The sequence below is a fragment of the Candidatus Chlorobium masyuteum genome (assembly GCF_011601315.1).
Classification (GTDB): Bacteria; Bacteroidota; Chlorobiia; order Chlorobiales; family Chlorobiaceae; genus Chlorobium; species Chlorobium masyuteum.
In genome coordinates this window covers 617,501-631,334 of record NZ_JAAORA010000001.1, presented here as the reverse complement: position 1 = coordinate 631,334, position 13,834 = coordinate 617,501, and the positions used below count along the sequence as shown (strand labels likewise).

The following is a 13,834-nucleotide window of genomic DNA, read 5'->3' as shown; positions in this document are numbered from 1 at the left end:
CAGGGACAGGGAGTGCAATTCTAATCATTTAACTGGACGGAGGCATGCAGGGTCATATTGTTATTACCGGAGCTACCGGTGTGATCGGTGTTGAGCTTGCTCAGCAGTTGATTGAGCGGGGAGAGAAGGTTGTTCTGTTTGTCCGCTCGCCGGATACTGCTGAACAAAAAATTCCCGGTGCTGCCGGATATGTCAGGTGGGACTCGGATATGGCGGATGGCGCGTGGACCGGCTTTATCAGCGGAGCAAAAGGTGTGATTCACCTTGCAGGAAAGCCGCTTCTTGAAAGCCGCTGGAGTGACGAGCACAAGAAGGAGTGTTATAATTCCAGAATTTCAGGTACCCGCCACATTGTTTCGGCGATTGCCGGTGCAGAGGAAAAGCCGGGGGTTTTTATTTCCGCAACGGCGATTGGTTACTATGGTTCATTTGAGCGGTGCGCCGATACTTCCGATTTGTTTGAATCTGCTCCCCAGGGAAGTGATTTTCTTGCAAAAATCTGTATTGACTGGGAAAAGGAGGCGCACGCTGCCGAAAAAACAGGAGTGCGTCTTGTGCTGCTGAGAACCGGAATAGTCCTTTCTACCAAAGGGGGGATGCTGCAGAAGATGATTACCCCGTTCTCCTGGTTTCTTGGCGGGCCTGTAGGTTCCGGCCTCCAGTGCATTTCCTGGATTCACATTGATGACGAGATTGCCTGCATTATTGAGGCACTTGATAACCCTGCATACAGGGGAGCGATAAACGCAGTCAGTCCTGAACCTGTTACCATGAAAGAGTTTGCTGCTCAGCTTGGAGCGGTTCTCGGCAGGCCATCCCTTTTTCCGGTACCGAAGGCTGCGGTCCAGCTTCTTCTTGGAGAGGGGGCTGAGTACGCCGTAAAAGGCCAGAAAGTCAAACCCGGTTTTCTGCTTGACCATGGTTTTGTTTTCAGCTATACCGGCCTTGCCGCCGCGCTGAGAGAGCTGATCGACAATCAGAAATAGTGGTGTCAGGATATGTTTCTAAGCAAAAAAACAGGAGTATGCCATGGGTACCAGGGGACGGGAAATTGTCGGGGAGCATCTTCCCCGTGTTCTTGAGCTGCTTAACAAGGCATTTGCTGATGAGTGGCTGGCCTATTACCAGTACTGGGTTGGTTCCAAGATAGTACAGGGGCCGATGAAAGATGCGGTGATTTCCGAGCTTGTCCTGCATGCTGCCGATGAACTCCGGCATGCCGATATGATTACAGCAAGGATAATTCAGCTTGGAGGAACACCCATTGCCTCGCCGCGCGATTGGTTTACCTTTGCAAACTGCGGATATGCCGTGCCGGATGATCCCTTTGTAAAAAAGATTCTTGAACAGAATATTTCGGGAGAGCAGTGTGCCATCAATGTTTATAACAGCATTATCAGTGAAATAGGGCTCAAGGATCCTGTTACCTATAATCTTGCAGTACAGATTCTCCAGGATGAGGTGGAGCATGAAGAGGATTTACAAGCGCTTCTTGAAGATCTCGGTGTTTTTCTTGTCCGGCAGTAGCGAGTATCATATTTCTGCAATAAAAAAAGCCAGGCTGCTGCCTGGCTTTTTAGTAACAAAAAAGAGTGTGAAGAATTAATAACGATCTCTTCTTGCCGGCCTTTCTTCGCGAGGCCTCGCTTCGTTTACCTTTATAGTGCGGCCTTTCAAATCTTTGTCATTCATTGATTCGATGGCTTCACGAGCTTCACTGTCATTAGGCATGTCAACAAATCCGAACCCTTTGGAACGGCCTGAAAACTTGTCGGTAATGATGTTTGCGCTATCGACCTGTCCGAACTGGGAGAACGCATCGCGAAGATCATCTTCAGAAACAGTGTAAGGCAAATTGCCAATGTAAATATTCATTGTTAGTCTGAGTAAGCATGTGCATTGATAGAAAGAGACGCCGGCAAGTAACCAAAGCACAAATTACTTGCATAGCGATCAGCCAACCATTGGCTGATTTCTGAGCACAATTTACCGTAATTAATAATGTATTTCAAAAAATAATTACAACCACTGCCGTAATACGCCCTTGCTTTACAGGGAGGATTATCGTGAATGTTTTGCCCTGCATGTTTCTTTTTCCTTCAACCTGACGGAGACTATTCTGCTGGTCTGAGAGAAGATGCCGTATTCACATATTCTGGTGATGTTCAGGAATTCCTGCTGATAAAAAAGACTGAAATTCTACTTATTTGTAATAAAATACGACTAAATTTTTGCTTTACATTAAAAATTAATTACATTTTTGTTGTTATCATTAAAAATTAAGGTTTAAATAACTACAATCAATCCGGTTATGAGGAAAAAAGTTTTAACGGCCCTGCTGCTTTTACCGGCAGCATTGTTGTTTCAAAGTAGTGCCTGGGCCGCTGATGCTGCAGCTACTGACAGTGGTACCACATCGTGGATGTTGACGTCTACAGCTTTGGTATTGCTTATGGTTCCGGGACTTGCCATGTTCTATGGCGGACTTGTCCGTACCAAGAACGTTATTGGTACCATGATGCACAGTTTTGCCGCAATGGTGATTATTGGCGTTCTCTGGCCGCTGGTCGGCTATTCGTTGAGTTTTGGTCCCGGTATTCTTGGCGGTTTTGTCGGGTGGAATGATAATTATTTCATGCTGCAGGGGATTGATGAAACGATCATGCCCACCCATATTCCGGAGTATGTGTTTGCCATGTTCCAGGGAAAATTTGCCATTATCACACCGGCCCTGATTGCCGGTGCCTTTGCCGAGAGGGTTAATTTCAAGGGGTATGCTGTTTTTATAGCGCTCTGGTGCATACTTGTCTATAGCCCTATTTGCCATTGGGTATGGGCGGCAGACGGCTTTCTTTTCAATCTTGGTGCTGCCGGAGCCATTGATTTTGCCGGGGGCACGGTTGTTCACATCTCTTCCGGTGTAACAGCTCTTGTTGCTGCGCTCTATCTTGGTAAACGGCGTGGTTATCCGAAAAACGTCATGCACCCGAATAATCTTGTCATGACCCTTATCGGAGCAGGGCTTCTCTGGGTAGGATGGTTCGGTTTCAACGCAGGAAGTGCTATCGCCAGTGACCTGGCGACAGCCAGAGCACTTACGGTAACCCAGGTTGCGGCTGCTGCAGGCGCATTTACCTGGATGGTTATTGAAATGTTTCAGCATGGTAAGGCAACCAGTCTCGGTGTTGCGTCCGGAATTCTTGCGGGTCTTGTTGCCATAACACCGGCAGCAGGAGTTGTACAGCCTTCAGGTGCCTTTGCTCTTGGTGCACTTGCCGCTATTTTCTGCTACAGTGCAATTTTGCTCAAGAGCAAACTCGGTTACGATGACAGTCTTGATGCATTTGGCGTGCATGGTGTTGGTGGTATTGTTGGCGCTCTTGCTCTTGTGTTTTTTATTCGTCCGGCATGGATGGCGGCAGCTGCAGAAAAAGTCGGGGGTAGCTGGACACTCTGGCAGCAGCTTGGCGTGCAGGCAACTGCAGTGGGTGTTACTATTGTGTATGCGGCGGTTGTTTCCTTTATTCTGCTCTTCATTGTAGAAAAAACAATCGGTCTGCGTATCAGCGAAGATGATGAAATGTCCGGTCTCGATCACAGTATGCATGGTGAGCATGGATATGGTCTTATCAACCTTAATTAATTTCTTTACATGAAACTGATAACTGCAATCATACGGCCGGACCGTCTCGACCATGTTCGGGAAGCACTGATCCAGGCCGATATAACAAGAATTACTGTCAGCCGGGTTACCGGTCATGGCCGGCAGGAGGATATTGATATCTATCGGGGCCAGAAAATAGCACCCAACCTGATTCCGAAAATCAGGCTTGATATTGCGGTCAATGATGAGTTTGTTGAGATTACGGTTGATACCATCATCAATGCAGCAAGTCATGGTGAAGGCGAGATCGGTGCCGGCAAGATTTTCATTTCGCCTCTTGAGGAGTGCATTCGAATCCGCACAAAGGAGAGGGGTGGGAAGGCGATATAGCTGACATCTCAGATTACAACAACGAGCAAAAGGGGCGGGAGGATTATCATCTTCCTGCCCCTTTTGCGCTTACGGGTTCTCCTGTTTTACCGGTTCAGCTGGAGCGGTAATTGGTGTCGGAATTGGGGCCGGAAGTAACGGAGGCAACCTCCAGTCAGGAAAATAGGTGTTCAGAAATGTTTCGGCATTACTGTCGCCAAGCCTTGCCGCCTGACGAAAGTCATCAAAGCGCCCTGCAAGATCGCCGGTTTTGCTTTTTGCAATGCCCCGGTGAAAAAATGCACCGGCCATTTTTTTGTCGAGTTCAATAACCTTGGTAAAGTCAGCAATAGCGTCGCTGTAAGCTCCGGTCATATTATAAATAATGCCCCGATTGTAATAGCCGACAGCCTTGAAGTATGACTCACCGTATTCGATAACCAACGTGTAGTCGTGGATAGCCTGCGGATATTTTTTAAGCTTCTGCTGCGCTGCTCCGCGCATCTGATAGGCCATGGCGAAAACCGGATTGCTTTCAATCGCCCTCGAATAGAGTCTTATTGCACCGCTCAGATCACCTTTCTGATGCAAGGCATACCCTTCATCGAACAGGGTATTTGCTGATTCCGCAAGGGCGATATAGCCTGAATAAAGCAAACATGCCACAGTTAGAGATATGGCATACAGGATCCTTCTCATGAAAAGCCAATCAAGGGTGTCTTTGAAAAAAAAGAGAGATTGCGGGGTTTGATTGCCGCACAGTTCAATATCTGATACTTTTCGGGAATTTGAAGTTTTTTTTTCTTCACGGGTAATGAACGCCGTCAAGGGGGTTTATTTGCGCATTTTCTGCCGCTTTTTCTATCTTGTTTCATTCACTATTTGTCAAACGGGCATCTCTATTTATTGTCGTGAGCGGTTTGAGTACGAGGCGGAAGGAGCGCAGAAACCGGAATGTACATGGAGTACTTGAGGGTTTCGAGCACCTGCCAACGAAGTAATCGAATCGTGGAACAAATTAATAGAGGTGTCCCAACGTACCAGCCCTATAATGTTCAGGATCAGCCTTGACGAGTTTGAAGGGCCGCTTGATTTGCTGCTTTTTTTCATCAAGCGTGATGAACTGGATATTTATAATATTCCTGTTTCAAAGATAACTGCGGACTTTATCAGCTATATCAGCGAGGTCAGGATCCTGAATCTTGAAATTGCCGCAGAGTTTATCTATATGGCCTCAATGCTGATGAGCATCAAGGCTAATATGCTGCTTCCGCGTCCGGCTGAGGATGGATCGTCCGCCGATGAGTTTGATCCCCGGACTGAACTTGTGCAACGGCTTTTGGAGTATAAGCGTATCAAAGAGGCCTCAACTGCTCTGGATCAGCTTGCCCGGGAGCGGGAAACGCTTTTTGCCAGGAGCTTTTTTGAGGAGTTTGAACCTGAGGTTATTGATGAGCTTGATGAGCCGGTCAATCGGCCGACACTCTACCATCTTATGCAGGCCTATAAGTCTGTGCTTGAAAACATGCCCCGTACCATGACCCGTAGCGTCTCGGATGCACCGGTAACGGTTGAAGAGCAGACCCTGCTGATTCTGAAGAGACTTGAAGCAGAGGTTCAGGTTTCGTTTACTTCCGTGCTTGAAGGTATTACGGAACGCATTATTCTTGTTGTTACTTTTCTTGCTGTGCTTGAAATGTGTAAAAACCGACGAATTATTGTGCTGGTCAAAGATGGCCATGATGATTTCTGGATTACCCAGAGAGCCGGCGCGTGACTGCCCGGTAATAACCTTGTAATACGTTTTGACAGATGCCGGAAATTACCCCTTTCAGGGCCATTCTCTATAGCCCCGATCTGCTGAAGAGTGCAGACGCACTGATATGCCCGCCCTACGATGTTATCTCTCCCGAATTTCAGGCGCAGCTCTATCAGGGCTCTTTATTTAATGCCATCCGTCTTGAGTTGCCGATGGAGTCTGATCCCTATGCAGCGGCGGCTGAGCGTCTGGCTGAGTGGCTCCATGGGGGTGAACTGCTGAAGGAAAGAGAGCCTGCGATCTACCCCTATTTTCAGACCTTTGAAGATTCTGAAGGCAGAAAGCATACCCGGAACGGATTTTTTTCGGCGATGCGCCTTTATGATTTTTCAGAAAAAAAGGTACTGCCGCATGAAAAAACCCTGTCAGGCCCCAAGGCTGACCGGCTGAACCTGTTCAGGAAAACCAGAGCCAACATCAGCCCCATTTTCGGTCTCTACGCCGATGAATCCAAAACGGCTGATCGTGTAATGCAGGCCTTTGCCGAATCAAATGAACCGGTTATTGATGCGCTCTTTCAGGGAGTGAGAAACCGGATGTGGAGGATAACCGACCCGGCCCTTATCACTTCGCTCCAGGAGTCGCTCCTCAACAGGCCGGTCTACATTGCTGACGGTCATCACCGTTATGATACCGGAGTAAACTATCGCAATGAGCGTGCATCAGCAAACCCCTCTCACAGCGGCAGTGAACCCTATAATTTCATCCTGACCTATCTGGCCAATATTTATGATGAAGGGCTGCTGATTTTTCCGATTCACCGGCTGGTGCACAGTCTGGAAGGATTTGATCCCGCCAGTTTAAAAACACGACTTGAGGAGTTTTTTGCTGTGACCGAACTCAAGGATCGGGAAGCCCTGAAAGCATTTCTTGATAGTGAGCCATCCAGCTTTGCCTACGGAGTCGTTTCAAAGGGAGTGGTGCTCGGCATCGCTCTGAAAACCGATCCAAAACCGCTGCTTGATCCTGCCCGTCCGGAGGCTCTCCAGCGCCTCGGTCTGGTGCTTCTGCACGATCTCATTTTTGGCCGCCTGCTTGGCATCACGCAGGACTCAATGGCAAAACAGAGCAATCTGACCTATGTGAAGGATGACCGGGAGGTGTTTGCTGCGGTTGACTCCGGCAAGGTGCAGGTGGGTTTTGTGGTCAAGCCGACCACGGTTGAACAGGTGCTGGCTGTTTCGGAGACAGGCGAGGTTATGCCCCAGAAATCCACCTTCTTCTATCCGAAACTCATGACCGGCCTTCTCTTTAATCCGCTTGACTGACCGCGTATGACCCAGGAGTTCCACTCTCACTCTGCCGATGAGACCCGAAAGTATGCACGGGAGTTTGCTGCAGGATTGCATGACGGAGATGTTGTTTCGCTCTGCGGTGATCTGGGTGCGGGTAAAACCGAGTTCATGCGGGGGATTACGGAGTTTTTTGTGTGCGAAGAGCAGCTTTCAAGCCCGACATTTCCATTGTTTAATATTTATGAGGGTACACTTCGCGGAGAGCAGGTTACCCTGCATCACTTCGATCTCTACCGGATTGAGTCACAGAAGGAGCTTGAGGCGATCGGGTTTGACGAATACCTCTCCTCTGCCTTTCTCTCCGTTGTGGAGTGGGCAGACCGCTTTCCTGAGTACGCCCGATTCTACACCGCAACGGTCAGGCTTGAGCGAACCGGTGAAGAGAGCCGCAATATTGTCATTAGCAAAGCCCCGTAGGGGCGAAATATTGGTAGCGCAGTCCCCGATGCAGTCTACAATCCAACCCTCTCGGGACATAACAAATTTATAGGTGATATTTAAATAAACGCCGGATGAATATTCTTTCCATAGAGTGCACCCATGCACATTTGAGTGTCGCACTTTTGACTGATAATGGAGCTGTTACGGAAGTTTTTAGTACAGAGTGGAAGAAGGCGGCTGAATCGCTTGTTCCGCTGATTGATCAGGTTATGGCCGAAGCAGGGCTCGACCGGCACGAGCTTCAGGCTATTGCAATCTCCTCCGGGCCGGGCTCGTTTACCTCACTGCGTATCGGGATGTCGGTTGCCAAAGGTGTTGCCTACGGACTCGGTTTGCCGCTTATTCCGGTGCCGACCATGCCCGCCATGGCCGCATCGCTGCCGGACAAAGCGGATAAAATTATGGCGGTTATCCCTTCCCGCAAAGGGGAGTACTACTTTGCAATCTATAATCAGGATGAGCTTGCCTCAGGACTCTGGCATGATGAGATAGCGCGAGGCTCCGCCGCTGATGTGCTCGCTGCGGCCTCCGGACATGCTGGACTTGTAGTTGTCGGGCGCGGGCTTGCCGAGATTATTCCGTTGCTCGCGGGTTCAGGCGCAGTATACAGAGAGGCCGAGTTCTTTACCGCCAAATCCCTTATTCCCCACGCCCTTCGACTCTTCGCCGAAGCCGATGCCGCAGAACTTAACGGCATTACCCCAGATTACCGCCAGATGTTCACTCCCAACGGAAGGTAACTCAGCCAATCGGTTAGTTCAAACATTAACCAGCACCACACTTTAACGAGAATTGCTGAGATTAATATGAAAGGATTATTGGTCAGAGTCGGTATCGATCAAACTTACGGTGGTTGGAATGCCCCATGTCTTGACAATAATTCTTTTTGTTACGTCCCCATACCAATTTCTTCGAAACCGCAGGATCCGGAAGTACTTGAGCATGGATTTGAAACTACTTACGATGCGTTTGAACAAGCTTACCTATGTTTGCCGCCATCAAATGCTGCGGCTTTCCCGTATAAGTTACATGCAAAGCAATGCCACCTTGATCCTGATTTCCGTTTTCTGAGCTATGGTGACTCTGGTGAAAGAGCAAGCCGGATAAAGAATTTTTTTAAAGATTCAAAGGATAACTTTATTGCTTTCTATGCGAGTTTTAATCCCGTTGAACATAATGAGCTACCTCTTGTTTATGCCATAATAGGATTATACAGATTTGATGACGTTGTTCTGGCAAATCAAGTACCTGAACATCAACGTTGCCAAAACGCACACACAAGAGTGATAGACTACCAGAAATCCGAAAATAAAGATATCGTCATTTTTGGTGATAAAAGTAACTCCGGAAGATTGAAGTATCTATTGCCAATAGGTGAACGCCGTAGCAACTATCATTATTATGTTATGAAAGAATTATTTGAACAATGGGGTGGTATAAGTGTCCATGATGGTTGGATTCAAAGAAGTGCATATTTACCGGAATTTCTTAACCCCGGATCTTTTCTGAAATGGTTTAATAGTCAAAATCCTGAATTCATGCATGACAATAACGTAATTTACTAGTTTTCAAGTGGACTGTTTCTCTCGAAAGCGATTGAGCGATGCCGTTGAAACCACTGTTTACGTTACTAATGTCTTATGCAAGGAGGATTTGTAGACCCGTTTAGCGCGCTTGTCAGTCAATCCAAGATCTTAATCCAGTCATCAGAATAACAAGGGTCTTGAGCTAGTTCCCAACAGCTCTGATCGTAACTTTTTGCTATAACGACAACATGGCGGAGTTAATTTTTTTACGGGTGTTTTGGTCATTACCGCTTGGCGCGATGGAGTTTTTGATCGACGTAAGTGCGTAACACGGCGTTGATTTTTGTCTGGTAGCCCTTTCCCTGGCTGCGGAAAAACTCCATGATGTCGTAATCAACGCGCATGTTGAGTACGGCCTTCGGCTGAGGCAGTTCCACCGAAGCAGTTGACCAATCAACCACCATACCTGCTTCACCGGGATCGTCAGCAATAGCAGCTTCAATTTCTGTATCAGTCATAGCCTCGGCTCCTGCCCAGTTACTTTTGTCTTCACCACGCTCCTGCATTGCAATCAACTCTTCATCCGTATATCTGACGATACGCCCGTTCTTCTCCATGTCGTGCCCTCATGAAATAATTCTGCGGATCTTTTCGTCTTGTTCAAACAAGGTAAATAATCCATACGCATTGTGTATACACGATAAATCAGTGGTGATGCGTTATTAAGGCGCTTTTTGCTTGGTAAGCTTGTAGGCTTACAATTAATTTTATTCTGTCAGTTTATATGCTTACATTTATTTTGATTTAGTCAGTCTATAAGGTTACAATTATGGAAAAAAAGTCATTACAGATAGAGCAACTCAACAGCAAAATGCAGGTGGTTGCGGAAATAAAAAAAATCACCCCGCCTCCAACAGGCTGGATAAAAGCAGTGCGTTCAGCGCTGGGAATCACGCTACAGCAGTTAGGCAATAAGATTTCTATTACAAAACAAAGCATTCAGGATATTGAACGAAGGGAAAAAGAGGGCTCTGTTACGCTCAAAACCCTCAGGGATGTCGCCAATGCTTTGGATATGGAGCTGGTTTATGGTTTCGTGCCAAAAGATGGCTCACTGGATGCTCTTATTTATCGGAAATCAAAAGAGCTGGCCACTCAAATTGTGTCGCGTACGTCCAACACCATGATGCTCGAAGAGCAGCAGAACTCCCCGCAGCGTCTTCAAAAAGCCATCGAAGAGAAGACGGGTGACATTAAATATGAAATGCCCAAACAGTTATGGGATTAGAAATGCCTACTCATTGGGCGTATGCATTTTTCAAGCAAGCGATCCATTCGAGGCCGGGGAGAACTCCCTGGCTTTTTTTGTGTCAGTGAGCGGGCTTTTTTGTATGTTCACGTGATACTTATTCTTGCCGCTTTGCAGCTTTTTTGTTGCTTTGTGGCTATAAGTTGTTATAAAATATGGTAAATATATGAACAGCGGAGTTTTATGAGCAGTCTGAAAAAGAAAGGAAAAGAGACGGCAGATCAGGTAAAAGAGGTGGCGATCAGTGAATTGCTGGCAAAAAGAAGTGCCGAACTGGCGCTGGAGAAAAAATGTGAGGATGTAAAGATTCTTGACCTCAGGGGTCTGACCTCGATTACAGATTTTTTTGTCATTGTAACTGCTGATTCGGAGCGCAAGGCAAAGGCTGCGGCGGAGCATATTGTTGATGAGCTGAAAGAGGATGATGAGCGTCCGATGCACGTTGAGGGTATGGATTCAATGCACTGGATACTGCTTGATTATGTCGATGTTGTTGTGCATATCTTTATGGCGGATGAGCGTCGTTTTTATGATCTTGAATCGCTCTGGTCTGATGCCCCGTCAGTTCTTGTGAGCTGAGATTCAGCGTTATTTTATAAAGCTTTCTCATGTTGCAATTGGCTGCATCATGAGAGAATTATGATGGATTTATATACATTTAGAGGTTGAGTTATTACTATCAATTATCTCCCAGGATTTAGCTATGCAGCGTGAAAGAATACTCCCGATCAGTATTGAAGAAGAAATGCGGGGTTCTTATCTCGATTATTCAATGTCGGTTATTGTCAGTCGAGCGCTGCCCGATGTTCGGGACGGTCTGAAACCGGTTCACCGCCGGGTACTTTACGGCATGCACGAGCTTGGCCTGCAGGCAGGAAAGCCGCATAAAAAGTCAGCCCGTATTGTCGGTGAAGTGCTTGGAAAGTTCCATCCCCACGGTGATACAGCCGTATATGACAGTCTTGTGCGCCTTGTGCAGGACTTCTCCATGCGCTACCCCCTGATTGACGGACAGGGTAACTTTGGCTCTGTTGACGGCGACTCTCCGGCGGCCATGCGATACACCGAGGTTCGCATGAAGGCTATTGCCGGTGAAATGCTGAAAGATCTCGATAAAGGTACCGTTGATTTTGCCCTGAACTTTGATGACTCCCTTGAGGAGCCGACTGTTCTGCCTTCAGCAATTCCGAACCTGCTTGCAAACGGTTCATCCGGTATCGCTGTCGGTATGGCAACCAACATCCCTCCCCAGAATCTCAGGGAGATTGTTGACGGCATGATTGCCCTGATTGCCAATCCGGAGCTTGAGATTGCCGATCTCATGAAATTTGTCATTGCTCCTGATTTCCCGACAGGAGGTATTATCTATGGTTACGAGGGTGTCCGGAACGCCTATATGACCGGCAGGGGCAAGGTGGTTATCCGTGCCCGTGCTCTTGTTGAAGTGACCCAGAAAAACGGGCGCGAATCCATAATCGTTACCGAGCTGCCCTATCAGGTCAACAAGGTGCGTCTGATCGAGAAAATTGTTGAGCTGGTGCACGATAAAAAGCTGGAAGGTATTGCCGATATCCGTGATGAGTCCGACCGTGACGGTATGCGTCTGGTTATAGAGCTGAAGCGTGATGCTGTAGCCAAGGTTGTGCTGAACAACCTCTACAAGCATACCCCGATGCAGGACACCTTCGGGGTGATCATGCTGGCGCTGGTTGACGGTGTGCCGAGGGTGCTCAATCTCAAAGAGATGATGATCTACTACATCAAGCATCGCAATGAGATTGTTCTGCGCCGCACCCGCTACGATCTTGATACTGCCGAAAAGAGAGCCCATATTCTTGAAGGACTGAAGATCTGTCTTGACAATCTTGATGAGGTGATCACCACCATCCGCCAGTCTCCTGATGCGAATACGGCGCAGGAGAAGCTCATGGAACGTTTCGGTCTTTCCGAGCTTCAGTCAAAGGCTATTCTTGAGATGCGCCTGCAGCGTCTGACCGGAATGGAGCGCAAGAAGATCGATATGGAGTACACCGAGACGCTTGCCCTTATCGAGGAGCTTAAATTTATTCTCAGCAGTCCCGAGAAGCAGATGGAGATTATCCGCGAGGAGCTGCTCAAGGTCAGAGAGGTTTACGGCGATGCCCGCCGCACTGAGATTGTTCCCCAGGAGGGCGACTTCTCCATTGAGGATATGATCGCGCAGGAAGATGTGGTGATCACCATCACCCATGACGGCTTCATCAAGCGCTTCCCGGTTTCAGGCTATCGCCGTCAGGCGCGTGGAGGCAAAGGGGTTACCGGCGCACAGGCAAAGCATGATGACTTTATCGAGCACATGTTTATTGCCTCAACGCACAACTATATTCTTTTCTTCACCAATCGTGGCCGTTGCTACTGGCTTAAAGTGTACGAAATTCCCGAGGCCGGAAGGGCGGCAAGAGGCAGGGCTCTGGCCAACATCATGGAGCTTCAGCCGGGTGAAAAGATCAGGGCCTATATCAACATCCGCAATTTTGACGAGCCGGGCTTCATTGTTATGGCAACGACCAACGGGATTGTTAAAAAAACACCGCTCGACGATTTTTCACACCCGCGTCGTAACGGTATTGCCGCCATCACGATTGAAGAGCACGATGAGCTTCTCGATGCCCGTCTGACCGATGGCGAACACCAGATTATACTGGCCAAGAGCTCCGGTTTTGTTGTTCGTTTTGCCGAGGCTGAAATCCGCTCCATGGGCCGTACCGCCATGGGCGTCAAGGGCATCACGCTCGATGAGGGTGAAAAATGTATTTCAATGGTCACCACCAAGCGGTTCGATACCGCCCTGCTTGCAGTGACTGACAATGGTTTCGGCAAGAGAAGCCGCGTGGAGGACTATCGTCTTACACGGCGAGGTGCAAGAGGGGTCATTACACTCAAGGCGCATGAAAAGATCGGTGCGCTTGTCGGCCTGCTCGACGTGAACGACGATGATGATCTGATCATCATCACAACGCACGGAATTGTCAATCGTCAGCATGTATCCGACATCCGCCTCACAGGAAGGAACACTTCAGGAGTCCGTCTTATCAGACTGATGGCCGGGGATGTAATTTCCGCCCTTGCAAGAGTGCCGAAGAGTGACGATGAGGGTGACAGTGATTTCCCGATTGAAGATGCAGATGGCCAGATTGATCTATTTGTTTGAGGATGAGTTGCCGGATAATCGATTGTTTTCTTAAAACAGGAGAAGAGCTATGGAACAGAAAAAACCTTACATCATCAAAGAGCAGCCGGGTACAAAGTACTATTGTGCATGCAGCAAGTCGAAGAATCTTCCCTACTGTGACGGTTCCCACAAAGGGAGCGGCCTGCATCCGGTGAAGGTTGAGATTGATGAGGAAAAAACGGTCGCAATATGCAGTTGTGGCCTGTCAGCAAATCCGCCCTACTGCGATGGCGCCCATAAGAGTGTGCAGTAGCTGATGC

The 13,834-nt window shown here is 48.1% G+C and carries 16 protein-coding genes; 13 read left to right on the top strand and 3 right to left on the bottom strand.

All coding sequences use genetic code 11. The annotated features are described in order from the left end of the window. Positions 1 to 44: 44 nt before the first annotated feature. Entirely contained in the window at positions 45 to 986 is a 942-nt protein-coding gene (locus G9409_RS02990; protein WP_166807326.1) for a TIGR01777 family oxidoreductase, read from the top strand. Between the two features lie 43 nt (positions 987 to 1,029). Beyond that, a complete protein-coding gene (locus tag G9409_RS02985; RefSeq protein ID WP_076791876.1) occupies positions 1,030 to 1,527 on the top strand; it encodes a ferritin-like domain-containing protein in 498 nt (165 codons plus the stop codon). Positions 1,528 to 1,602: 75 nt separating this feature from the next. Here G9409_RS02985 and G9409_RS02980 read toward each other — a convergent pair whose 3' ends face one another. Next, entirely contained in the window at positions 1,603 to 1,875 is a 273-nt protein-coding gene (locus G9409_RS02980; RefSeq protein WP_076791877.1) for an RNA recognition motif domain-containing protein, read from the bottom strand. A 436-nt stretch (positions 1,876 to 2,311) separates the two neighbouring features. Between G9409_RS02980 and G9409_RS02975 the strand changes: the two genes are divergently transcribed. Beyond that, positions 2,312 to 3,643 (top strand): ammonium transporter, encoded by a 1,332-nt coding sequence (locus tag G9409_RS02975; RefSeq protein ID WP_166807325.1) that lies wholly within the window; start codon positions 2,312 to 2,314, stop codon positions 3,641 to 3,643. Positions 3,644 to 3,652: 9 nt separating this feature from the next. Then, positions 3,653 to 3,994, top strand: a complete 342-nt coding sequence (locus G9409_RS02970; RefSeq protein ID WP_166807324.1) for a P-II family nitrogen regulator — start codon at positions 3,653 to 3,655, stop codon at positions 3,992 to 3,994. A gap of 69 nt (positions 3,995 to 4,063) precedes the next feature. Here G9409_RS02970 and G9409_RS02965 read toward each other — a convergent pair whose 3' ends face one another. Beyond that, positions 4,064 to 4,639, bottom strand: coding sequence for a tetratricopeptide repeat protein (locus tag G9409_RS02965; protein ID WP_328700110.1), 576 nt, complete (start codon positions 4,637 to 4,639; stop codon positions 4,064 to 4,066). A 385-nt stretch (positions 4,640 to 5,024) separates the two neighbouring features. Between G9409_RS02965 and G9409_RS02960 the strand changes: the two genes are divergently transcribed. The 5 genes from G9409_RS02960 (at position 5,025) to G9409_RS02940 (ending at position 9,093) form a co-directional block, all read left to right on the top strand. Continuing rightward, the gene (locus G9409_RS02960) at positions 5,025 to 5,750 is read left to right on the top strand and encodes a segregation and condensation protein A (protein ID WP_166807461.1); all 726 of its coding nucleotides are present in this window, start codon (positions 5,025 to 5,027) and stop codon (positions 5,748 to 5,750) included. A 35-nt stretch (positions 5,751 to 5,785) separates the two neighbouring features. Then, positions 5,786 to 7,060: a DUF1015 domain-containing protein gene (locus tag G9409_RS02955; protein WP_166807322.1), complete on the top strand. Its 1,275-nt coding sequence runs from the start codon at positions 5,786 to 5,788 to the stop codon at positions 7,058 to 7,060. A gap of 6 nt (positions 7,061 to 7,066) precedes the next feature. Then, positions 7,067 to 7,504, top strand: a complete 438-nt coding sequence (gene tsaE, locus G9409_RS02950; RefSeq protein WP_166807321.1) for a tRNA (adenosine(37)-N6)-threonylcarbamoyltransferase complex ATPase subunit type 1 TsaE — start codon at positions 7,067 to 7,069, stop codon at positions 7,502 to 7,504. A 95-nt stretch (positions 7,505 to 7,599) separates the two neighbouring features. After that, complete coding sequence (tsaB, locus tag G9409_RS02945; RefSeq protein ID WP_166807320.1) at positions 7,600 to 8,268, top strand: tRNA (adenosine(37)-N6)-threonylcarbamoyltransferase complex dimerization subunit type 1 TsaB; 669 nt, start codon at positions 7,600 to 7,602, stop codon at positions 8,266 to 8,268. 66 nt (positions 8,269 to 8,334) lie between these two features. Further along, on the top strand, positions 8,335 to 9,093 hold the full coding sequence (locus tag G9409_RS02940) for an Nmad3 family putative nucleotide modification protein (protein WP_166807319.1): 759 nt from the start codon (positions 8,335 to 8,337) through the stop codon (positions 9,091 to 9,093). Between the two features lie 245 nt (positions 9,094 to 9,338). On the opposite strand, the gene G9409_RS02935 is transcribed toward G9409_RS02940, so the two are convergent. After that, a complete protein-coding gene (locus G9409_RS02935) occupies positions 9,339 to 9,671 on the bottom strand; it encodes a BrnA antitoxin family protein (RefSeq protein ID WP_166807318.1) in 333 nt (110 codons plus the stop codon). A gap of 212 nt (positions 9,672 to 9,883) precedes the next feature. On the opposite strand from G9409_RS02935, the gene G9409_RS02930 reads away from it, so the two are divergent. From G9409_RS02930 to G9409_RS02915, 4 genes are all read left to right on the top strand, one after another. After that, a complete protein-coding gene (locus tag G9409_RS02930; RefSeq protein ID WP_166807317.1) occupies positions 9,884 to 10,342 on the top strand; it encodes a mobile mystery protein A in 459 nt (152 codons plus the stop codon). A 204-nt stretch (positions 10,343 to 10,546) separates the two neighbouring features. Continuing rightward, on the top strand, positions 10,547 to 10,942 hold the full coding sequence (gene rsfS, locus G9409_RS02925; RefSeq protein ID WP_166807316.1) for a ribosome silencing factor: 396 nt from the start codon (positions 10,547 to 10,549) through the stop codon (positions 10,940 to 10,942). 124 nt (positions 10,943 to 11,066) lie between these two features. Next, a complete protein-coding gene (gene gyrA / locus G9409_RS02920; RefSeq protein WP_166807315.1) occupies positions 11,067 to 13,553 on the top strand; it encodes a DNA gyrase subunit A in 2,487 nt (828 codons plus the stop codon). A gap of 49 nt (positions 13,554 to 13,602) precedes the next feature. Beyond that, positions 13,603 to 13,827: a CDGSH iron-sulfur domain-containing protein gene (locus G9409_RS02915; protein ID WP_166807314.1), complete on the top strand. Its 225-nt coding sequence runs from the start codon at positions 13,603 to 13,605 to the stop codon at positions 13,825 to 13,827. Positions 13,828 to 13,834: the final 7 nt, after the last annotated feature.